Here is a 21,834-nt window from a genome sequence, read left to right on the forward strand (position 1 = left end):
TGGCGCGGTAGCGCCCGGCGCGCGTGCCGACAAGCGGCACGCGCCTGTGTGCTCACGCGGCGCGCAAGCGCTCGACGAAGCTGTCGGTGGCGTGCTGCAGGTCGGTGGCCGAGCGCGACAGGTCCTTCGCCGCGCGCGCGACGGTGTCCGACAGCGCCTCGGTATCGCCGGCGACGCGGGCGACCGCTTCGGCTTCGGTGGCGATGGCGCGCGCGCCGTTGGCGGTGACATGCGCGGTGCGGGCGATCGAACTCGCCGTCTCGCGCTGCCGCGTGATCTCCCGCCGGATCGAATCGGCGGCGACGGCGAGCGTGTCGATGCTGCCGGCGATTTCCCCCAGTGCGCCGAGCGCATCGTTGGCGCTGTCCCGCACCGAGCCGGCCAAGTTGCGGATCTGGCCCGTTGCGGTGGTCGCCTGGTTGGCGAGCAGCTTCACCTCGCCGGCGACGACGCCGAAGCCGCGGCCGGCATCGCCCGCGCGCGCCGCCTCGATCGTGGCGTTGAGCGCGAGCAGGTTGGTGCGCGCGGCGATCTGTTCGATCGAATCGACGAAGCTGTCGATCGTCTCGGTGCGGTTGGCGAGCGCGGTGACCGCACCCTGGCTGGTGCCCGATGCGGTCGCCGCGCTGCCGGCCAGATCGGCCTGCTGGTCGACGCTGTTGACGATCGCACTCATCGAACTCGTCATCATGTCGAGGCCCGCTACCAGACTCCGTGCCCCCGATGCGGCGGCCTCCGCCGATCCGGCGGTGCCCGACGACTGCTGGCTGGCGCGGCGAGCAAGGGTGTTCAGGCTCTGCGCGGAGATGTCGAGCTCGCCCGACGCACTGCCTACCGCGCGTACGACCTCCGCCACCGAGGCGTGGAAGGCTTCGGCCAGCGCGAGCAGATCGGCGCGGCGGCGCTCAACCGCGGCGCGCTCGAACGACTCGCGGGCGGCGCGCTCGGCATCGGCGCGGGCATGGGCGTCGCTGGCGGTGACGAGGGCGGCTTCGGCGCGCTGTTCGCCGTCGCGGGCGATGGCGGCCAGGCGATCGCTGTCGTCGCGCGCCTTGTCCTGATCCACGACGAGGGCGCGCAGCCGAATGGTCAGGTTCGCCAGCACGACGAACTGCAGGACCACCGCGACGGCATGCACCATCACGCGGCCGACGCCGCCGGCGTCAGAAAAGACCAGCGTGGGGGAAATGAACGAGAGGGTGAGGTGGTGGACCGCGATCAGCAGCGTCGCCAGCAGGATCGGCCGCCAGTCGCCCAGCAGCGACAGCGCCGCCAGCGCGACGAAGAAGAACATGTGCGCGTCCATCTGCCACGGATGCCCGTCGAGCATCGCGACCGACAGCGCGGGCAAGAGCGCCGCGAGCGTGCCGACACTCATCCGCGCGGCCAAGTCGTGGCGGCGGTTGCGCGCCATGATCGTCGGGATGACAAGCGGTGCGGCGCAGGCGAGCATGACCGGCACGAAGTGCGGGCTGCCGAACGCCAGGCCGATCACCCCCAGGGCAACGAACCAGACCCAGGCGCCGATCACCAGGATCAGCACGCCGCGGCGGCGGAAGGCGTCGAGGGCCGCGCTGCGCATCATGCGCGTGCCTCCTGGCGACCGCAGCCGCCGGAGGGAGCGGAGGTCAGCGCCATGCCGGCGGCGACGAGCGGACCCGCCAGACGGGTACGATCCCCATCGACGACGATGCTGCGTGCGATCGGACCCCGATCGAGGAGCAGCGCGCCGTTGCCGAGCGCGATGCGAACGGCGTCGCCTTCGCCCGCGGTCCACATCGGCACGACGAGCATGCGACCGCGCGCGGGCGGAGCGATGGCGGCGGCCATGATGGTGGCACCGACCAGCATGGCCTGTCCGAACAGGGCGACCGACGACGACTTAGAAGCGCTGGGCATGCCACTGATTACGCACGCAATGGTTATAGTCCGACTAACGCTCCGCCAGATGCGCCAGCGCGTCGATCGCCGCCTGCAGGATGTGCGCGGCGGCAAGCGAATCGACCCGTTCGGCACGCTTGGCGCGCGACAGATCCTGTTCGATCATCACCCGCTCGACCGCGACGGTCGACCAGCGCTCGTCCCACAGCAGGATCGGCAGGCCCAGATCGACGATGTTGCGGGCGAAGGCGCGGGTCGACTGGGTCCGCGGCGAATCGCTGCCGTCGAGGTTGAGCGGCAGCCCGACGACGATCCCGCGCACCGACTGCGGCACCAGCATCGCCGCCAGCACGGCCTTGTCCGCGGTGAACTTCGTGCGGCGGATGAGCGGAGCGGGGGAGGCGAAGCTCCACCCGGCATCGCACAAAGCGGTGCCGATGGTCTTCGTGCCGACGTCGAGGCCGAGCAGGCGCCCGCCGCTGGGTAATGCGTCGCGGAACGCGGCGGGGGCGAGGGTTATCATCGCGCCGTCCCTATCGCGCGAGGAGGGGGAAGTCGAAGGTGCGTGTGAGGCGGTGCTTCGACTTCGCTTTGGGCGAACGGGGTTGGGGGCGTCAGTACACCCGCGAATCATTCCCCGTGAACGCCGCCAACCGCCGCCGCGCATCGACGCGGACGTTCGCCCAGAACAGGCTGAAGTCGTAGACGTGATAGTTGTTGCCGGGCAGCACATAGCTGCCGAGGTCCGGCCCTTCGCCGATCAGCAGCAGCCCGCGGCCGTCGCAGCGGGCGGGGACGCGGCCGGGTTCCAGCGTGGCGCTGGAGAGGTCGCGGCTCGGGAACAGCGTGCCGAGATTGGCCGAGGCAGGCGCGTTGCCTTTCGGCGTGCCGGTCAGCGGGTTGGAACACACCATCGCGGTGCCGCGGCGCGGGCGGCCGTCGAACCCGATAGTGGCATCGAAGGTATCGAGGATGAGCGAGGAATCGGCCGGCTCGGCGAAGCTCTGCCACGACAGCAGGCAGCCGGTCTGGTCGGGCGCGGTGCATTCGGGCAGGCCGATCGCGGCGAGATCGGTGTCCTTCGACACCGGCCAGCCGACGACATAGGCCGCGACGATGCGCTTCGCGAGCGGCTTGCCGGCGACGCGTTCGCGCAGCAGGCGGGTTAGGTGGAGCCCGCCCTGGCTGTGCCCGACGAGAATGATCGGCCGGTCCGGATTCGCGGTCAGGAAAGCATCGAACGCCAGCGCCACGTCGCGATAGGCTAGGTCCAGCGCCTTTTCCGCGTCGCTGCGCGTCGTCAGGAATGCGCCGAACGCGGCCTGACGATAGCGTGGCGCCCACACCTGACCAGCGCCGTTGAAGGCGCTGGCCTGCCCACGCAGGAACAGCTTCGCGCGATCGTTGGCGGTCGCGTCGCCGAGCGGCGCGTTCCAGTGATCGGTGACGAGATAGGAGGTCGGGTGGACGAAGAAGATCGCCGCGCCCTCGTCCTCCGCCATTTGTCCGGCCGGCACCCACAGCGCGGGGTTGCCGGCGATGTCGGGGCGGGCGAACCACATCGTCCGGTCGGCATAGGCATTGGCGGGCAGCGCCGCCTGCGCTTCGAACGCTACGCGCGGCGTCATGTAGCGCCGCATGAGTTCGACGCCCCACAAGCGGTACGCAAAGGCGGCGGCGATCGCGAGCATGATCAGGCCTGCAACGACATAGAGAAACTTCCTGGCCAATTCAGCACCTTCATTGTGCGGTGCAACATAGTGGCTGCCATCGCAATTGCGAGGGTCGTGCATCACCGATGCGCCGCTTGCAATCGTCGGCAACGGTGACACGATCGATGCGATGACGGGGGAGGCGAGGATGACGGAGCGCGAAAGCTGGCTGTTGCGGCCGATCGTGACGGCAACGATCGGCGCGGCGGGCGCGCTGCTGGTGCAGCAGCTGGCGAACGGCGATCAGGTGCGCGGCGACCTGATCGTCGCGACGTGGCGCATTGCGCTGGCCTGCGCCGTCGGCGTGGCGGCGATCGTCGCGATCTTCACGCTGGAGCGTCGGCGGGCGGCATGGGCGGCAGGCTTTGCGCTGGCGGCGGGTCTCGTCGCGGGCCTCGTTACGTGGTGGAACGGTTCGGTGCAGCCGGGCGGCGCGTGGTTCGTCGACTGGTGGACGGCGTGTTTGGCGCTGAGCGTCGCCATCGCTGCGACGCTGTTCCAGACGGTGCGCGACGCCGGTAGTGCGCGGTTCGACTATGCGGAGGTCCACGGCAACGCTTGGACCAACGTGATGCTGCTCGGCGCATCGGTCGCGTTCACCGGCATCGCATTCTTCACGATGTTCCTGCTGGCGTCGCTGTTCCGGCTGATCGGCATCCGCATCCTGTCCGACCTGATGGAATATGGCTGGTGGAACGCGATGATCGCGGGCGCGGCGTTCGGTGCGGCGGTCGGCCTGTTCCGCGAGCGCGACCGGGTGGTGCGGACGTTGCAGCGCCTCGCGATGGCGGTGCTGTCGATCCTGGCGCCGGTGCTGGGCGCGGGGCTGCTGCTGTTCCTGATCGCGCTGCCCTTCACCGGTCTGACCGCGTTGTGGGATGCGACCAAGGCGACGACGCCGATCCTGCTGACCTGCGTGATCGCGGCGCTGCTGCTCGTCAACGCGGTGATCGGCGACGGGGAGGGGGAGGAGGCGCCCAATCCCGCGTTGCGCTGGGGCGCGGTGGCGCTGGGGCTGGCGATGCTGCCGCTCGGGGTCATCGCGGCCGTGGCGACGGGCCTGCGCATCGGTCAGCACGGCATCACGCCCGACCGGCTGTGGGCCGTGACCTTCATCGCGGTCGCCTGCGCCTATGCGCTGGCCTATCTGGTCGCGCTGGTGCGGCGGCGGCAGGGTTGGGCGGCGGAGGTGCGGCGCGCGAACCTGCGGCTCGCCTTCGGCATGATGGGGCTGGCGCTTTTGCTGGCGACGCCGCTGATCGGCTTCAACGCGATCTCGACGCGCGATCAGGTTACGCGGTTGCAGAGCGGGCGGGTGACGCCGGAACGTTTCGACTGGAGCGCGCTCGCCTATGACTTCGGCGCGCCGGGCCGTGCCGCGCTGGCGCGGCTAGCGAAGGGCGGCGGCACCGCGGCGACGCTGGCGCGCACCGCGCTGGCGAATACTAACCGCTGGGAATTGCGCGACCTTACCGAACAGGCGGCGCGACGCGCGGCGGTGATGCAGACGGTGCGCGTGTTGCCGCAGGCAGTGCCGCTGCCGCCGGGGCTGGTCGCGCTGCTGCCGGGATGGGACGCGTGCGGGGACACGAGCAACCGTGGCTGCGTCGTCCTCTATCGTCCCGGCGCGAACGAGGCGGTGATGGTCGCGGGCGGCTGCGTCGCGCAGCCCGGCAGCGAACGTCACGTGACGGTGTGTGCGGTACGGCGGCTGGCGCTCGCGGGCGGCAAGTGGCGGGTGGTCGAACCCTATCAGGCCGCGCCGACCAGCGACGAGGCGACGACGGCGGCGCTGCGCGAAGCGGCGGCACAGGGAGCGGTCGAAGTGCGCGACGTGACCCGGCGTCAGGTCTTCATCGGCGGACGTGCGGTGGGGGACGTCTTCGAATAGGTTGCGCCGCGCCGCGGCCCTCTGCTAGCCGCAGCCCATGTCCGTAGACCTAGCAACCGTGAAGAAGGTCGCCAGCCTGGCGCGCATCGCCATCACCGATGACGATGCCGCGCGCATGGTGCCCGAACTCAACAACATCCTCGGCTGGATCGACCTGCTGGGGGAAGTGGATACCAGCGGCGTCGCGCCGATGACCGCCGTCATCCCCAATCATTTGCGCCTGCGCGACGACGTGGTGACCGACGGCGGCGTGCGCGATGCGGTGCTGGCGAATGCGCCGGCGGCGGAACATGGCTTCTTCGGCGTGCCCAAGGTGATCGAATAATGACCGACTTCACCGATCTCGGCGTCCGCGCGATCCGCGACGGCGTCCGCAGCGGCCAGTTCTCGGCGGTCGAGGTGGCCGACGCCTTCGTGACGCGCGTGGCGCAGGCGAAGGCGTTGAACGCCTTCATCGTCGAGACGCCCGACCATGCGCTCGCCGCCGCGCGCGCCGCCGACACCGCGCGCGCGGCCGGCGAGACGCTCGGCCCCTTGGCCGGCGTGCCGATCGGCATGAAGGATCTGTTCTGCACGAAAGGCGTGCAGACGACCGCGGCCAGCCATATGCTCGAGGGGTTCGTGCCGGAGTATGAAAGCACCGTCTCGCAGAAGCTGTGGGACGCGGGCGCGGGCATGCTCGGCAAGCTGAACCTCGACCAGTTCGCGATGGGATCGTCGAACGAGACGAGCGCGTTCGGCAACGTCATCTCGCCGTGGCGCCGCGCCGACGGCGGCAATGCAGCACTGGCGCCCGGCGGTTCGTCGGGCGGATCGTCATCGGCGATCGCGGCGCGGCTGTGCCCGGCGGCGACCGGCACCGACACCGGCGGATCAATCCGCCAGCCCGCCGCCTTCACCGGCATTTCCGGCATCAAGCCGACCTATGGCCGCTGTTCGCGCTGGGGCACCGTCGCCTTCGCCTCGTCGCTCGATCAGGCCGGGCCGATGGCGCGCGATGTCACCGATTGCGCCATCATGCTGGAGGCGATGGCGGGCTTCGACGCAAAGGACGCGACCTCGCTGCAGCTCGACGTGCCGCAGTGGGAGCATGGGCTGAACGCGAGCCTCGCCGGCAAGCGCATCGGCATCCCGAAGGAATATCGCGTCGACGGCATGCCCGAGGAGATCGAGGCGCTGTGGCAGCAGGGCATCGACTGGGCGCGCGATGCGGGGGCGGAGATCGTCGAGGTCTCGCTGCCGCACACCAAATACGCGCTGCCCGCCTATTACATCATCGCGCCCGCCGAGGCGTCGTCGAACCTCGCCCGCTACGACGGCGTGCGCTACGGCCTGCGCGACCTGCCGGCGGGCGCGGGGTTGCAGGACATGTACGCCGCCACCCGCGCGGCGGGCTTCGGCGACGAGGTGAAGCGCCGCATCATGATCGGCACCTATGTGCTGTCGGCGGGCTTCTACGACGCCTATTTCACCCAGGCGTCGAAGGTCCGTGCGCTGATCGCCCGCGATTTCGAGCAGGCGTTCGAAAAGTGCGACCTGCTGCTGACCCCGACCGCACCGTCCGCCGCCTTCGCGCTGGGCGAGAAGAACGCCGATCCGCTGGCGATGTACCTCAACGACGTGTTCACCGTTCCGTCCTCGCTGGCGGGCCTGCCGGCGATGAGCGTGCCGGGCGGACTCGACAAGCAGGGGCTGCCGCTCGGGTTGCAGATCATCGGGCGTCCGCTGGACGAACAGGGCGTGTTGAACGCCGGGCTGGCGATCGAGCAGCGCGCGGGCTTCGTCGCGCGGGCGGAGCGGTGGTGGTGATTGCGAAGTAATCGTGCAGGTGTTACCTCAGGTAACACTGGAGATCGATGATGAACGCCCCGGCAGACATTCGCGCGCGCACCAACATGACGAGCAAGGGACAGGTGCTGATCCCCAAGGACGTTCGCGACGCGATCGGTCTCGTGCCGGGTGGTCCGGTCGATGTCGGTCTGAACGATCGCGGCGAAGCGGTGGTCGTGCCGGTTGCGACCGCCGTCGCCGAAACGCCCGAGGAGCGGAGCGCGCGGATCATGGCGGCGTTCGCGGCCGGTGCGCGGCGCCATCGCACGGGCCGGAATACGGACGAGATGATGCGGGAATTGCGCGGGGACGAGCCGCTGCCGTGATCTTCCTCGACACCAATATCCTGATGGACGTGCTGGAAGAATCGGAAACGATCGAGGGGCTATGGTCGCGCCGACTCGTCGCCAGCAAGGCCGAGAGCGAGCCGTTCGTCAGCAACCTGATCGTCGTCGCCGAACTCTCCGGCCAGATGGACGATCCGGATGGTATCGGCGTCACGCTGTCGAATGCCGGCGTCGATCTGGCCGATCTGAATATGGCGAGCGCACTCCGCGCCGGTGCCGCGTTCGTCGAATATCGGCGGCGGGGCGGGGCAAAGCAAACCATCCTGCCTGATTTCCTGATCGCAGCGCATGCAATCGCGCTAGGCGCATCGCTCATGACACGCGACCGGAGGCTCGCCTCCTACTTCCCCGACCTGACCCTCATCACACCCGAGACCCATCCATGACCGAATCCACCTATCGCATCCAGGGCGCCACCGGCGAGTGGGAGGTCGTGATCGGCCTGGAGGTCCACGCGCAGGTCACGTCGAACTCGAAGCTGTTCTCGGGCGCCGCGACCGAATTCGGGGCGGAGCCGAACACGCAGGTGAGCCTCGTCGATGCGGCGATGCCCGGCATGCTGCCGGTGCCCAACCGCGAGTGCATCCGTCAGGCGGTGCGCACCGGGATGGCGATCGATGCGCAGATCAACCGGTGGTCGCGGTTCGACCGCAAGAATTATTTCTATGCCGACCTGCCGCAGGGCTACCAGATCTCGCAGCTCTATCACCCGCTGGTCGGTGAGGGCGCGGTCGAGATCGAGGCGGATGGCTATACGAAGACGATCGGCGTCGAGCGCATCCATGTCGAGCAGGATGCCGGCAAGCTGATGCACGACCAGCATCCGACCATGTCCTATGTCGATCTCAACCGGTCGGGCGTCGCGCTGATGGAGATCGTCAGCAAGCCCGACATGCGATCGCCGGCGGAGGCGGGCGCGTATCTCGCCAAGCTGCGCTCCGTGCTGCGCTACGTCGGGTCGTGCGACGGCAACATGGACCAAGGGTCGATGCGCGCCGACGTGAACGTCAGCGTGCGCAAGCCCGGCGACGAATTCGGCACGCGCACCGAGACGAAGAACGTCAACTCCGTCCGCTTCGTGATGGCGGTGGTCGAGCATGAGGCGCGCCGGCAGGTCGAGGTGCTGGAGGACGGCGGCACGATCGCGCAGGAGACGCGGCTGTACGATCCCGACAAGGGCGTGACGCGGTCGATGCGGTCGAAGGAGGATGCGCACGACTATCGCTACTTCCCCGATCCGGACCTGCTGCCGCTGGAGCTGGACGAGGCGTTCCTCGACGACTGCCGCGCCAGCCTGCCCGAACTGCCCGACGCCAAGCGCGCGCGCTACGTCGCGGCGGGGATCGGCGCGTACAACGCGGCGGTGCTGACCGCGGAGGTCGAGACGGCGCGCTGGTTCGACGCGCTGCTGGGGACGGGTGTCAACGCGACGCAGGCGGCGAACTGGGTGTCGTCAGAACTGTTCGGCGCGCTGAACCGGCTGGGTAAGGACATCGCCGAGTCGCCGGTGTCGCCGGCGCAGGTCGCGGAACTGCTGGCGCTGGTCGCCGACGGGACGCTGTCGGGCAGTCTCGCCAAACAGGTGTTCGAGATCATGCTGGAAACCGGGCAGGATCCGGGCGCGATCGTCGAGGAACGCGGGCTGAAGCAGACCAGCGACACCGGCGCGATCGAGGCGGAGATCGCCAAGGTGATGGCCGCGAACGAGGACAAGGTCGCCGACTATCGCGGCGGCAAGGACAAGCTGTTCGGCTTCTTCGTCGGCCAGACGATGAAGGCGATGGCGGGCAAGGCGAACCCGGCGGTGGTCAACGACCTGTTGAAGAAGGCGCTCGGCTGATGTCCCTGCGTGTCGCGCGGTGCCGTTGCGGGCAGTTGAGCGCGACATGTCGGGGCGAACCGGTGCGGGTGTCCGTATGCCACTGCACAGCGTGCCAGCGCCGGACCGGCGGGCCTTTCTCGGCTCAGGCGCGGTTTGCGATCGGCGATGTGACCGTCGCGGGCGCCTATAACGTCTGGGAGCGGGTGGCGGAGAGTGGGCGGCGGGCGTGGTATCGCTGGTGCCCGGAGTGCGGCGGAACCGTCGCCTATACCAACGAAGGGATTGCGGACGTCATCGCCATCCCAATCGGGGCGTTCGCCGACGCCCAGCTGCCGCGACCGACCATCTCGGTGTTCGAAGATCGCCGGCAGGACTGGGTGGCGATCGTGGGCGAGGGGATCGCTCACGAGCGGTGAAGGTTGCTTCAGCCCCGACCGCCCGTGCGGGCCGTCGGCCTATTGGCCGATGTCGCGATCCTGGTTCTTGACGACGCCATCCGCGCCACCTTCGCCCGCTTCCGGATCGGGCTGGGTTCCGCCTTCACCGCGGTCCAGCGCGTCGCGTCGCGCGTCCACCGCCTGCTCGATGTCGCTGCGGTTGTCGATATTCTCGCCCTGACGGCGATCGGGATCGGTCATGTTCGTTCTCCTCACGGCTCCAACGCGCCGTGACGAGGCGGGTTCACCTTATGGCACGACCGTCGTGAACAGATAGACCGCGAAGATCATCAGGTGGACCATGCCACCCAATATGGTGGTGCGGCCGGTGCCGAGCGTCAGCGTGATCGTGAACAGCGACAGGATCAGCAGCGTGATCGACTTCGGCCCGATCCCCATCGCCAGCGGAAGATCGAGCACGAGCGAGACGATCGCGACCGATGGGATGGTGAGGCCGATGGTGGCGAGCGCCGAGCCGAGCGCGAGGTTCAGGCTGGTCTGCAACCGGTTGCGGCGCGCGGCGCGATAGGCGGCGAGGCTTTCGGGTGCGAGTACCAGCGCGGCGATGACGACGCCGACGATGGCGAGCGGCAGCCCGGCCGACAGGATCGCCTGCTCCACCGTCGTAGACAGCGCCTTGGCGAGAAGGACGACACAGACCAGCGCGACGAGCAATATCGCAAACGCCGTCCAGGCGGTGGCATTGGACGGCGGTTCGGCATGCGCGTCCTTCGGCATATCCTCCGACGGCAGGAAGTATTCGCGGTGCCGTACGGTCTGAACCAGCACGAAGGTGAGGTAGAGGATAAGCGACACGATCGCGACGAAAACGAGCTGCGATGTCGAATACGTCGGTCCCGGTGCGCTGACCGTATAGTTGGGCAGTACCAGCGAGAGCACGACCATCGCGGCGAGCACGCACAGCGCCGCCGATACGCCGCGCAGCGTGAAGCGCTGCTCGCCATGCTTCAGACCGCCAGCCATCAGGCAAAGCCCGACGATGAAGTTGAGGATAATCATGATCGCGGCAAACACCGTGTCCCGCGCCAGCGCAGAGGCGTCGCCTGCGTCGGAGAGCATCAGGCTGACGATCAGCGACACCTCGATCACCGTCACCGCGACCGCCAGGACGAGCGTGCCGAAGGGTTCGCCGACCCGGTGGGCGACGACCTCGGCATGATGCACCGCGGCCAGCACCGCGCCCATCAGCACGATGGCGGCTGCGATCGTGCCGACCGTGCCCATCTTCGCCAGACCGGTGGCGATCGCCAGCAGGCCGAGCGCCGGGAAGACCAGCGACCACAACGGCAGACTGACGCGCTTCAGCAGCGCGCGTTTCGTCGCCTGCGTGGGAATGGCGTCGACGTTATCGGCTGCTTCGGTCATGCGTCCTCCTTTCCCGACCAATGCCCGATCGCGCCATGAGTTGCGAGTGTTTGCGGGTTTGGCAGGCGGGTTTTACGCGCGCCGATCGGATCGCGACGGCGCCGAACGCAGAAACGGGCGCCGGTTACCCGACGCCCGTTTCAGATTGCGTAAAGTCGATCCGGATCAGGCGGCGTCGCCGGCCTTTTCCTTCTCGCGCTTGGCATAGACGCGGACCGGCTCCTTCAGGCCGCCGACAACGTCCTTGTCGATCATCACCTCGTCCACCCCGTCCATGCCGGGCAGGTCGAACATCGTGTCGAGCAGTATGCCCTCGAGGATCGAGCGAAGCCCACGCGCACCGGTCTTGCGTTCGATCGCGCGCTTCGCGGTCGCGACCAGAGCCTCGTCGGTGAAGCCGAGCTTCACGTCCTCCATTTCGAACAGCTTCTGATACTGTTTGACGAGGGCATTCTTCGGCTCGGTCAGGATCTTGATGAGCGCGGGGCTGTCGAGATCCTCCAGCGTGGCGATGACGGGCAGGCGGCCGACGAATTCGGGGATCAGGCCGAACTTCAGCAGATCCTCGGGCTCGACCGACTTCAACGCCTCGCCGGTCTTGCGCTCGTCGGGGCCGGCGACATGCGCGCCGAAACCGATCGACTTGCCCTGCAACCGGTCGCCGATGATCTTTTCGAGACCAGCGAAAGCGCCGCCGCAGATGAACAGGATGTTCGTCGTGTCGACCTGCAGGAATTCCTGCTGCGGATGCTTGCGCCCACCCTGCGGCGGCACCGAGGCGACGGTGCCCTCCATCATCTTGAGCAGCGCCTGCTGTACGCCTTCGCCCGACACGTCGCGGGTGATCGACGGGTTCTCGGCCTTGCGGCTGATCTTGTCGATCTCGTCGATATAGACGATGCCGCGCTGCGCGCGCTCGACGTTATAGTCGGAGGCCTGCAACAGCTTCAGGATGATGTTCTCCACATCCTCGCCGACGTAACCGGCCTCGGTCAGCGTCGTCGCGTCGGCCATGGTGAACGGCACATCGAGGATGCGCGCCAGCGTCTGTGCGAGCAGAGTCTTGCCGCAACCGGTCGGCCCGACCAGCAGGATGTTCGACTTGGCGAGCTCGACATCGGCACCCTTGGCACCGTGGTTCAGCCGCTTGTAGTGGTTGTGGACCGCCACCGACAGCACACGCTTGGCGCGCTTCTGCCCGATGACATAGTCGTCGAGCACGTCGCAGATTTCCTGCGGCGTGGGCACGCCGCCGTCCTTCTTGCTCACCAGCGCCGACTTCGTCTCCTCGCGGATGATGTCGTTGCACAGCTCGACGCATTCATCGCAGATGAACACGGTCGGCCCGGCGATGAGCTTGCGCACCTCGTGCTGCGACTTGCCGCAGAACGAGCAGTAGAGGGTGCTCTTGGAATCGCCACCGCTCAGTTTCGTCATTCAGTCACCTCTCGCGCGGACCGTTCCGCGCTTGAAAACGCCCGTCATTCTACACGGCGGGCGGGGCCCGGCAAACCATTATCCCGGGCCCGTTACGCGAAAACGGGTTAAGAAGCCGCCCCATCCTCACCGGCGGGCACGCCCGGCCGCTTGTCATAGACCTCGTCGACCAGCCCGAACGCCTTCGCCTCGTCGGCTTCCAGGAAGGTATCGCGATCCATCGCGCGCTCGATCTCTTCGAGCGACTTGCCGGTGTATTTCACGTACAGCGCGTTCATCCGGTCCTTGATCCGCTGGATTTCCTTGGCCTGGATCTGGATATCCGACGCCATGCCCTGCGCCCCGCCCGAAGGCTGGTGGATCATGATCCGCGCGTTCGTCAGCGCCACGCGCAGGCCCGGCTCGCCCGCGGCGAGCAGGAAGCTGCCCATCGATGCGGCCTGGCCGATGCAGACCGTGCCGACGCGCGGACGGATGTACTGCATGGTGTCGTGGATCGCCATGCCGGCCGTCACCACGCCGCCGGGCGAATTGATATACATCCAGATGTCCTTCTTCGGATTCTCCGATTCCAGGAACAGCAGCTGTGCGGTGATGAGCGAGGCCATGTGATCCTCGACCGGCCCCACGACGAAGATGATGCGCTCACGCAGCAGGCGCGAGTAGATGTCGAAACTGCGCTCGCCACGGCTCGACTGCTCGATGACGATGGGGACGAGGGCGTTCTGAAGGACGCTCATGGGGTCGTGCATGGATTTCCCGCTCTTGATTGACGCCTCCGTATGTCGTCGCTCGGGCGAAGGGACGCAAGGGGGGTCAGGCTTGCGGCCCCGGCACGGCGAGATACGCGAGCCGCTTCACTTCGCGGCGACCGCGGACGACAGTGTCGAGGATCAGGCCGGTGAAGAGGTTGAGGACAGCGACGATGACGAGGCCGGTCGCCAGCAAGGCGGTGGGCAGGCGGGGGACGAGGCCGGTCTCGACATAGGTTATGCCGAGCGGGATCGAGAGGATGATCGCCAGCAGGGCAAGCAGCGCACCGATCGCGCCGAAGAACCACAGGGGGCGCTCGATGCGGTAGAGCGTGGCGATGGTGCGGGTGATGCGGGCGCCGTCGCGATAGGTGTTGAGCTTCGACGTCGAGCCCTCGGGCCGGGCGAAATAGGCGGTCTCGACCTCGCCGACGGGCATCTTCAGTTCCAGGGCGTGGACGCTGATCTCGGTTTCGATCTCGAAGCCGCCCGACAGCACGGGAAAGCTCTTCACGAAGCGGCGCGAAAAGACGCGGTAACCCGAGAAGATGTCGGTGAAGCTGCGCCCGAACAGGCGCGCGAGCAGGCCGGTCATCGCGCGATTGCCGAGCACATGGCCGCGGCGGTAGGCGTCCGCGGCGTCGTGGACGCGGGTGCCGACGATCATGTCGAGCCCCTCGGCCGTCAGCTTGTCGACCATCGCGCGCGCCGCGCCGGGGTCATAGGTCGCGTCGCCGTCGGCCATCACATAGATGTCGGCGTCGATATCGGCGAACATGCGGCGGACCACGTGGCCCTTGCCCTGCATGCGTTCGGTGCGGACGATGGCGCCGGCGCGCGCCGCCATCTCGACGGTGCCGTCGCTGCTTTTGTTGTCGTAGACGTAGATCGCGGCGTCGGGGAGCGCGTGGCGGAAACCGGCGACCGTCTGCGCGATCGCCGCCTCCTCATTGTAGCAGGGCAGCAGGACGGCGATGCGTGGTGCGGTCAAGCGAAACCCCTCATCGTCACCCCGGCCTCGTGCCGGGGTCCACGGTGCCGCAAGCGACACGCTTAAGCTTCGAGCAGCAAACCGTGCCTCCCGGTGGACCCCGGCACAAGGCTGGGGTGACGGGTGGGCAGCAGTTTACGCCTCGCTCTTCTTCTTCGCCGGTGCCTTTTTCGGCTTGGCGGCGACGGCGACTTCTTCGCCCTCGGCGGTGGGCTCGACGGCCTTCTTGGCGGCGGGCGCCTTCTTGGTCGCCGCCTTCTTCACCGGTTCGACGGCGGCGGCCTCGGCGTCCGGCGCGGCCGGCTCGACGTCGGCGTCGGTGACCTCGGTCGCCTTGACCTTCTTGGCGGCAGGCTTCTTCGCCGGCTTGTCCTCGCCATCCGCCTTCTTCGCCGATTTGCGCGGGGTGGGCTTGTCATGGTCGTGGGTGTGCGTGCCGGTGTCGAAGCCGTCCTCGCTCTCGATCGCGGCCTGCAGCTCGTCGCGGGTCACTTCGCGGTCGGTGACGGTCGCCTTGTCGAACAGGAAGTCGACGACCTTGTCCTCATAGAGCGGGGCGCGCAGCTGGGCGGCGGCCATCGGCTCCTGACGGACATATTCGACGAAGCGCTGGCGCTGGTCGGCGGGATATTGCTGGGCGGCCGCGGCGACGAGCTGGTTCATCTCGTTCTGGCTGACCTCGATGCCGTTGGCCTGGCCGATCTCGGACAGCAGCAGGCCCAGGCGCACGCGGCGCTCGGCGATCTTGCGATAATCGTCCTTCTCGGCCTCCAGTTCGGCGAGCGCGGCGGCGGGATCCTCCTCATGCTCGGTCTCGTGGACGAGCTGATGCCAGATCTGGTCGAACTCTGCCTCCACCATCGACGGCGGCACGACAAAGTCGTGACCGGCGGCGAGCTGGTCGAGCAGCTTGCGCTTCATGTGAGTGCGCGTCAGGCCGTTCAACTCCTGCTCCGCCTGCCCCTTCAGGATGCCGCGCAGCTGCTCCAGGCTTTCGAGGCCGAGGTTCTTGGCAAGGCTGTCATCGATCTTCGTCTCGCCGGCGACGCGGACGTCCTTGATGACGAGGTCGAAGGTCGCGGCCTTGCCGGCGAGGTTCGCGGCGCCGTAATCCTCCGGGAAGGTGACCGAGATCTGCGTCTCGTCACCCTTCTTCACGCCGACCAGCTGATCCTCGAAACCGGGGATCAGGCGACCGGTGCCGATCTCGACCGACATATCGGTGCCGGTGCCGCCGTCGAAGGCGACGCCGTCGACCTTGCCGGTGAAGTCCATGACGACGAGGTCGCCGGTCGCGGCGGCATGACCCTCTTCGGCATCGTCGAACGACTTGGCACCCTGCGCCAGTTCGGCGACGCGCGCGTCGAGGGCGGTCTCGTCGGCGGGCACGGTCAGGCGCTCCAGCGTCAGGCCTTCGATGGCCGGCGTCGGGACGTCGGGCAGCACTTCCAGCTCGACGGTGACCTCGGCATCCTTGCCGGCGGTGTAGCCATCGGCCAGCGCGACAGAGGGCTGCATCGCGGGACGCAGCTTGTTCGACGCGACCAGATCCTGCACGCCCTGCTGGATGGCGGCGTTCAGTGCGTCCTGCGCGATCGCTTCGCCATGCATCTTGCGGACGAGGTTCGCGGGCACCTTGCCGGGGCGGAAGCCGGGCATGCGAACCTGCGGGGCGACGCGGCGCACTTCGGCATCGACCTTGGAATCGATATCCCTGGCGGTGATGGTGAGCGTGTAGGCGCGCTTGAGGCCTTCGTTCAGCGTCTCGACGGTCTGCATTGGACGGGTGGCTCTTTCGACTTGAAGTAAAATCCGGATGCGCGGCTGTCCTTCCACGCGCGGTCGGGTGGAAGGCTGGTGCGGGCGAAGGGACTCGAACCCCCACATCTTGCGATGGCAGGACCTAAACCTGCTGCGTCTACCAGTTCCGCCACGCCCGCGCGGCGGAAAGCCGCCGGTTGCGCGCGGCTCTATAGCAAAGCGCATGCGTCACGCAACCGCCGCTCTTTCGACGCGTTCGCTCGGGGACAAGGAGACACGTTCATGCCCGTCGAACCGCCGATCCCGCAGCCCGATATTCCGCCCCCCGAGGCACCACCCGTCACTCCGCCCGGTCAGCCCGCGCCCGTTGGCCCGAACCCGGCGACTCCGCCCGCCGAAACCCCGCCGATGCCGACTCAGCCCGCCCAGCCCGAGGCACCGCCGCCCGAAGTGTCACCGCCGATGCCGAGCATCGACGTGCCATCGCCTGGCACACCTATGGGTTGATGCTTTCCGGTCCGCGCTGGCTGTCGCCGCGAAGGGCGGCCGCCAGCGCGAGGCCGGCGATGATCTGGACCGCGCCGTACGCCCGCCGCCGTTGCGGATGTTTGTCGAACGGCACGACCAGTTTCTCCGTGCCCAGCGCATCCTCTCGCCACAGCGCGACGTGGCGACGGGGCTGTAGCAACCCCAGCATGCCGTCGCCGATCATGAAGATGGCGGCCATCTCGATCGCTCGTTGCCCCCAGGGAGCCGGATCGCTCATGGCTGGCGCCGCGCCGCGGCCTGCTGCGCCTGCACCGCTTCGATCGCCGCCGAGCGTTTGAGCACCCGCGCCATCGGGTCCACCACCACATGCGCGCCCGCCGGCACCGCCAGCGTGTCGCGCCCGCCGGTCATGGCGAGGCGGGTGAGCTTGCCGTCCACTTCGACCTCGACTGGCATCGGGAACGGCTTGTTACCGGGCGTCTTCCACGCCAGCGACAGTGTGGACCCGCTGCGCGTCTCTACCAGTTCGGGCAGCGCGGCTTCGCTGAGATAGACGTCGAAGAACCAGCCATATTTCCCGCCGGTCACCCGGTCGACGATCGCGCGAAATTCCTTTGTCGAGCTATAGCGCGGCACGAAGTTGCCCGGCTTCGGATCGGGTCGGCCGTAGACCGCGCGGCGCGTCACCTCGAAGAAGGCGGGATCGCCGATCAGGCCGCGTAGCGTGTGCAGCATCCACGATCCCTTGACGTAGATGTCGCCGCCGGGGCCGTTCTTGTCGGCGTCGTAAACTTCTTCCTCGGTGCGCGAGGTGCCGGACACGATCGCGGCCTTGTTGGCGATCGTCTCGCGCTGTTTCATCAGCATGGCTATGTAACGCGCATCGCCTTCGCGCCACTTGCCGTAAAGCGGCTGCATATAGCTGCCGTAACCCTCGTGCAGCCACATGTCGTCCCAGTCGGCGGCAGTCAGCTGGTTGGCGAACCATTCATGGGCAAACTCGTGCTGGAACAGCCAGTCGAAGCCCTCGGGCGCCTTCTTGTAGGCGTTGCCGTAAGCGTTGATGGTCTGATGCTCCATGCCGAGATGCGGCGTCTCGACCACGCCCAGCTTCTCGTCGCCGAACGGGAACGGCCCGATCCAGCCTTCGAAGAAATCGAGTGTCGGCGCGAATTCGGCGAACAGCCCCGCCGCCTGCTTCTCCTCGCCCGGCAGATACCAGTAATACATCGGGATCGTGTTGCCGTAGCGGCTGCGATACTCGCCTTTCATCTCCTGATAGGGACCGATGTTGAGCGCCAGGCCGTAGATAGTCAGGTGCTGCGCCGACCAGTTCCAGGTCGTGCGGCCGTCCGGCAGGGTCTGCACCGACCGCAGCACGCCGTTCGACGGCGCCTTCAGCCCCTTGGGAACGGTGATGTGGAGGTCGGCGCGACGGGGTTCGAACGTCGGCGAATCGATGCACGGCCAGAACAGGTCGCAGCCCTCGCCCTGCACCGCGGTCGCGATCCACGGGCGGCCGTCCTTCGTCTTCGCCCAGACGAAGCCGCCGTCCCAGGGGGCGCGCACGGCGACGCGCGGGGTGCCGCCGTAGGTCAGCCTGACGGCGAAGCGCGTGCCTGCGGCGATGCGACGGGGCAGGGTGACCATCAGGCGCCCTTCGGGATTGGTCCAGCTGCCGGTGCGCAGCGGCACGCCGTCGATGCTGATCGCGCTGACCGGCAGGTTGCGGTCGAGATCGATCGGCAGGCGGGTGACGGCCTGTTTCGCGACGAAGTTGAGCGTGGCGACGCCGGCGATCGTCTCGGTCGCGGGAAACACCTCGATCGCCAGATCGACGGTATCGAGCGTCAGCTTCGCCTGATCGGGATCGACCGGCCCGCCCGACCGCGCCGTCTGCGCGCTGATCGGCGGCTTGCCCGCTTCGAGCGGAGCGGCAGCGAGCGAGAGGGCGAGCGCGGTCAGGATCATGGGGCCTCGATTGCGGCAGGAGGAAAGGGCGGCGATTGATGGGATCGTAAGCCGTACCATATATGGTCGCAACGCCGTCTCCGTCGGACGGCATCGGAGCATCCATGAAGAGCATCTATCCCGTCCTGCCGCTGCGCGACATCGTCGTTTTCCCGCACATGGTGGTGCCGCTGTTCGTCGGCCGCGACAAATCCGTCGCGGCGTTGGAAGCGGCGATGGCCGACGACAAGGAAATCCTGCTGATCGCGCAGCTCGATCCGAGCGAGGACGATCCCGGCCGCGACGACCTGTACGATACCGGCGTGACCGCCGAGGTGATGCAGCTGCTGAAGCTGCCCGACGGCACGGTGCGCGTGCTGGTGGCGGGCAAGGCGCGCGCGAAGCTGGACGTGCTGACCGAGGACGGTGCGTTCCTGACGGCGAGCGTCCGCGCGGTCGAAGACGACGGCGCGCTGGCGGCTGCCGGCGAGGAGCTTCAGGGCCGGGTCGAGAAACTGACCCCGGCAGACCTCAGCCCCGAGCTGAAGGCACTGATGCGGTCGGTCGTCGACCAGTTCGAGAAGTATGCGAAGCTCAACCGCAAGCTGCCCGCCGAGACCGCGGTGCAACTGGGCGAGCTGGAGGATCCGTCGCGCCTCGCCGATGCGGTCGCGGGCAACATCGCGGTGAAGGTCGCCGACAAGCAGTCGCTGCTGGTCGAGGATGATCCGCGCAAGCGGCTGGAAATGGTGTTCGCGTTCATGGAGGGCGAACTCGGCGTGCTGCAGGTCGAAAAGAAGATCCGCAGCCGCGTGAAGCGCCAGATGGAGAAGACGCAGCGCGAATATTACCTCAACGAACAGTTGAAGGCGATCCAGCGCGAACTGGGCAACGAGGGCGAGGAGGGCGAGGGCGACGAGGTCGCCGAGCTGACCCAGAAGATCGCCACGCTGAAGCTTAGCAAGGAGGCGCGCACCAAGGCGACCGCCGAGCTGAAGAAGCTGAAGACCATGGCGCCGATGAGCGCCGAAGCGACGGTCGTGCGCAACTATCTCGACGTGCTGCTCGGCCTGCCGTGGGGCAAGAAGTCGAAGATAAAGAAGGACATCCCCGCCGCCGAAGCGATCCTGAACGAGGATCATTATGCGCTGGAAAAGGTGAAGGACCGGATCGTCGAATATCTGGCGGTGCAGGCGCGCACCAACAAGCTGAAGGGGCCGATCCTGTGCCTCGTCGGCCCGCCGGGCGTCGGCAAGACCTCGCTCGGCAAGAGCATCGCCAAGGCGTGCGGACGCGAGTTCATCCGCCAGTCGCTGGGCGGCGTGCGCGACGAAGCGGAAATCCGCGGCCATCGCCGGACCTATATCGGCTCGCTGCCGGGCAAAATCGTATCGAACCTGAAGAAGGCCGGCACGTCGAACCCGTTGTTCCTGCTCGACGAGATCGACAAGCTGGGGCAGGATTTCCGCGGCGATCCCGCATCCGCGCTGCTCGAGGTGCTCGACCCCGAACAGAACGGCAAGTTCCAGGATCACTATCTCGAGATCGACATCGACCTCAGCGACGTGATGTTCGTATGCACCGCGAACACGCTGAACCTGCCGCAGCCGTTGCTCGACCGGATGGAGATCATCCGGCTCGAAGGTTACACCGAGGACGAGAAGGTCGAGATCGCGCGTGGCCATCTCATTGCAAAGCAGATCGAGGCGCACGGGCTGAAGGCCGGTGAGTTCACGCTGACCGACGGGGGCCTGCGCGCACTGATCCAGCAATACACCCGTGAGGCTGGCGTCCGCACGCTGGAGCGCGAAATCGCCCGGCTGGCGCGCAAGGCGCTGCGACGCATTCTGGAGGGCAAGGCGGCCAGCGTGACGGTGACTGCGGAGAACCTCCATGAGTTCGCCGGGGTGCAGAAGTACCGCCACGGACTGTCGGAGGAGGAGCATCAGATCGGTGCAGTCACCGGCCTCGCCTGGACCGAGGTCGGTGGCGAACTGCTGACGATCGAGAGCGTGACGGTGCCCGGCAAGGGCGCGATCAAGCTGACGGGCAAGCTCGGCGATGTGATGAAGGAATCGGCGGAAACGGCGATGAGCTACATCAAGGCCCGCGCGCCGAGCTATGGCATCAAGCCCAGCCTGTTCGCGCGCAAGGACATCCACGTCCACCTGCCCGAGGGCGCGGTGCCAAAGGACGGGCCGTCGGCGGGCATCGGCCTCGTCACCGCGATCGTCTCGACGCTGACCGGCGTGCCGGTGCGTCGCGAGATCGCGATGACCGGCGAGGTTACGCTGCGCGGCCGCGTGCTGCCGATCGGCGGGCTGAAGGAGAAGCTGCTCGCGGCGCTGCGCGGCGGCATCACCAAGGTACTGATCCCGTACGAGAACGAGAAGGACCTGGCCGAAATCCCCGCGAACATCCGCGCGGGGCTGGAGATCGTGCCGGTGCGCCATGTCGACGAAGTGCTGGCGATGGCGCTGACGGGCGAGCTCGACGCGATCGACTGGACCGAGGCGGACGAGCTTGCCGCGATGCCGCCCCCTGGCGTCGCGCCCGTGGCGGACGCCGTGCATCACTAAAAGCGGATCGGCATCGTCTCGTCGCGGACGATGCCGAAACCCTTTGACTCGCGCGCACCACGCCGCTTGATTGCCCGCTTGCGCAAACGAGGCTGCGATTCCATTCGGCTGCGTTCTTGAAACGGGGGATTTCGACGCATGAACAAGCAGGAACTGATCGGACAGGTCGCGGACATGTCCGGACTGGTCAAGGGTGACGCCGCCAAGGCAGTCGAGGCGGTATTCGACGTGATCTCGACGGCGCTGAAGAAGGGCGACGAGGTCCGGCTGGTCGGATTCGGCACCTTCTCGGTCAGCAAGCGCAAGGCGTCGACCGGCCGCAATCCGCGTACCGGCGAGCCGATGACGATCGCGGCATCGACCCAGCCCAAGTTCAAGGCGGGCAAGGTGCTGAAGGATTCGGTGAACTAAGGATTAGAGGTTCGGGCTGGACAGGCGGCGGATCGCCTCCTAAAGGCCCGCTTCCCCGCATGGGACGGGGGCGCGTAGCTCAGCGGTAGAGCACACCCTTCACACGGGTGGGGTCACAGGTTCAATCCCTGTCGCGCCCACCACGCAACCCGCGGTCG

The 21,834-nt window shown here is 67.6% G+C and carries 21 protein-coding genes and 2 tRNA genes; 10 read left to right on the forward strand and 13 right to left on the reverse strand.

Features of this window, described 5'->3' with window-relative positions:
- Positions 1-52: 52 nt before the first annotated feature.
- From ACX40P_RS06210 to ACX40P_RS06225, 4 genes are all read right to left on the reverse strand, one after another.
- Positions 53-1,585, reverse strand: a complete 1,533-nt coding sequence (locus tag ACX40P_RS06210; RefSeq protein ID WP_459125458.1) for a methyl-accepting chemotaxis protein — start codon at positions 1,583-1,585, stop codon at positions 53-55.
- Positions 1,582-1,899 carry a hypothetical protein gene (locus ACX40P_RS06215; RefSeq protein ID WP_459125459.1) on the reverse strand — a complete coding sequence of 106 codons (318 nt, stop codon included), beginning with the start codon at positions 1,897-1,899 and terminating at the stop codon, positions 1,582-1,584. Before ACX40P_RS06215 ends, ACX40P_RS06210 begins: the two co-directional genes overlap by 4 nt.
- 34 nt (positions 1,900-1,933) lie before the next feature.
- Positions 1,934-2,404, reverse strand: coding sequence for a Holliday junction resolvase RuvX (gene ruvX, locus ACX40P_RS06220; RefSeq protein ID WP_459125460.1), 471 nt, complete (start codon positions 2,402-2,404; stop codon positions 1,934-1,936).
- 91 nt (positions 2,405-2,495) lie between these two features.
- On the reverse strand, positions 2,496-3,611 hold the full coding sequence (locus ACX40P_RS06225; protein WP_459125461.1) for a DUF3089 domain-containing protein: 1,116 nt from the start codon (positions 3,609-3,611) through the stop codon (positions 2,496-2,498).
- Positions 3,612-3,741: 130 nt separating this feature from the next.
- Between ACX40P_RS06225 and ACX40P_RS06230 the strand changes: the two genes are divergently transcribed.
- From ACX40P_RS06230 to ACX40P_RS06260, 7 genes are read left to right on the forward strand one after another with little or no spacing between them, the layout of a single operon-like run.
- Positions 3,742-5,484, forward strand: a complete 1,743-nt coding sequence (locus tag ACX40P_RS06230) for a DUF4153 domain-containing protein (protein ID WP_459125462.1) — start codon at positions 3,742-3,744, stop codon at positions 5,482-5,484.
- A 37-nt stretch (positions 5,485-5,521) separates the two neighbouring features.
- The gene (gene gatC / locus ACX40P_RS06235; RefSeq protein WP_459125463.1) at positions 5,522-5,809 is read left to right on the forward strand and encodes an Asp-tRNA(Asn)/Glu-tRNA(Gln) amidotransferase subunit GatC; all 288 of its coding nucleotides are present in this window, start codon (positions 5,522-5,524) and stop codon (positions 5,807-5,809) included.
- Entirely contained in the window at positions 5,809-7,293 is a 1,485-nt protein-coding gene (gene gatA / locus ACX40P_RS06240) for an Asp-tRNA(Asn)/Glu-tRNA(Gln) amidotransferase subunit GatA (RefSeq protein ID WP_459125464.1), read from the forward strand. The genes gatC and gatA overlap by 1 nt, the downstream gene beginning before the upstream one ends.
- 50 nt (positions 7,294-7,343) lie before the next feature.
- Complete coding sequence (locus ACX40P_RS06245; protein ID WP_459125465.1) at positions 7,344-7,640, forward strand: AbrB/MazE/SpoVT family DNA-binding domain-containing protein; 297 nt, start codon at positions 7,344-7,346, stop codon at positions 7,638-7,640.
- Positions 7,637-8,047 (forward strand): type II toxin-antitoxin system VapC family toxin, encoded by a 411-nt coding sequence (locus ACX40P_RS06250; protein ID WP_459125466.1) that lies wholly within the window; start codon positions 7,637-7,639, stop codon positions 8,045-8,047. The genes ACX40P_RS06245 and ACX40P_RS06250 overlap by 4 nt, the downstream gene beginning before the upstream one ends.
- Positions 8,044-9,501, forward strand: coding sequence for an Asp-tRNA(Asn)/Glu-tRNA(Gln) amidotransferase subunit GatB (gene gatB, locus ACX40P_RS06255; RefSeq protein ID WP_459125467.1), 1,458 nt, complete (start codon positions 8,044-8,046; stop codon positions 9,499-9,501). The genes ACX40P_RS06250 and gatB overlap by 4 nt, the downstream gene beginning before the upstream one ends.
- Positions 9,501-9,899, forward strand: coding sequence for a GFA family protein (locus ACX40P_RS06260; protein WP_459125468.1), 399 nt, complete (start codon positions 9,501-9,503; stop codon positions 9,897-9,899). Before gatB ends, ACX40P_RS06260 begins: the two co-directional genes overlap by 1 nt.
- Positions 9,900-9,938: 39 nt before the next feature.
- Here the strand turns inward: ACX40P_RS06260 and ACX40P_RS06265 are convergent, their stop codons facing one another.
- From ACX40P_RS06265 to ACX40P_RS06305, 9 genes are all read right to left on the reverse strand, one after another.
- Complete coding sequence (locus tag ACX40P_RS06265) at positions 9,939-10,121, reverse strand: hypothetical protein (protein WP_459125469.1); 183 nt, start codon at positions 10,119-10,121, stop codon at positions 9,939-9,941.
- A 48-nt stretch (positions 10,122-10,169) separates the two neighbouring features.
- A complete protein-coding gene (locus ACX40P_RS06270; RefSeq protein ID WP_459125470.1) occupies positions 10,170-11,306 on the reverse strand; it encodes a calcium:cation antiporter in 1,137 nt (378 codons plus the stop codon).
- A gap of 165 nt (positions 11,307-11,471) precedes the next feature.
- Positions 11,472-12,743: an ATP-dependent Clp protease ATP-binding subunit ClpX gene (gene clpX, locus ACX40P_RS06275; RefSeq protein WP_459125471.1), complete on the reverse strand. Its 1,272-nt coding sequence runs from the start codon at positions 12,741-12,743 to the stop codon at positions 11,472-11,474.
- A gap of 107 nt (positions 12,744-12,850) precedes the next feature.
- Positions 12,851-13,495, reverse strand: a complete 645-nt coding sequence (locus ACX40P_RS06280; RefSeq protein ID WP_459125472.1) for an ATP-dependent Clp protease proteolytic subunit — start codon at positions 13,493-13,495, stop codon at positions 12,851-12,853.
- 64 nt (positions 13,496-13,559) lie between these two features.
- A complete protein-coding gene (locus tag ACX40P_RS06285) occupies positions 13,560-14,486 on the reverse strand; it encodes a glycosyltransferase family 2 protein (RefSeq protein WP_459125473.1) in 927 nt (308 codons plus the stop codon).
- A gap of 135 nt (positions 14,487-14,621) precedes the next feature.
- On the reverse strand, positions 14,622-16,265 hold the full coding sequence (gene tig / locus ACX40P_RS06290) for a trigger factor (protein WP_459125474.1): 1,644 nt from the start codon (positions 16,263-16,265) through the stop codon (positions 14,622-14,624).
- 76 nt (positions 16,266-16,341) lie between these two features.
- Positions 16,342-16,426, reverse strand: a tRNA-Leu gene (locus tag ACX40P_RS06295).
- A gap of 317 nt (positions 16,427-16,743) precedes the next feature.
- A complete protein-coding gene (locus ACX40P_RS06300; RefSeq protein ID WP_459125475.1) occupies positions 16,744-17,013 on the reverse strand; it encodes a hypothetical protein in 270 nt (89 codons plus the stop codon).
- Positions 17,010-18,707 (reverse strand): M1 family metallopeptidase, encoded by a 1,698-nt coding sequence (locus ACX40P_RS06305; protein ID WP_459125476.1) that lies wholly within the window; start codon positions 18,705-18,707, stop codon positions 17,010-17,012. The genes ACX40P_RS06300 and ACX40P_RS06305 overlap by 4 nt, the downstream gene beginning before the upstream one ends.
- A gap of 104 nt (positions 18,708-18,811) precedes the next feature.
- Here ACX40P_RS06305 and lon point away from each other — a divergent pair, with 104 nt between their 5' ends.
- From lon to ACX40P_RS06320, 3 genes are all read left to right on the forward strand, one after another.
- Positions 18,812-21,265 (forward strand): endopeptidase La, encoded by a 2,454-nt coding sequence (gene lon / locus ACX40P_RS06310; protein WP_459125477.1) that lies wholly within the window; start codon positions 18,812-18,814, stop codon positions 21,263-21,265.
- 138 nt (positions 21,266-21,403) lie between these two features.
- Positions 21,404-21,676: an HU family DNA-binding protein gene (locus tag ACX40P_RS06315; protein WP_459125478.1), complete on the forward strand. Its 273-nt coding sequence runs from the start codon at positions 21,404-21,406 to the stop codon at positions 21,674-21,676.
- A 68-nt stretch (positions 21,677-21,744) separates the two neighbouring features.
- A tRNA-Val gene (locus tag ACX40P_RS06320) sits at positions 21,745-21,819 on the forward strand.
- The last annotated feature ends 15 nt before the right edge of the window (positions 21,820-21,834 follow it).

Source organism: Sphingomonas sp. RS2018, assembly GCF_054489605.1.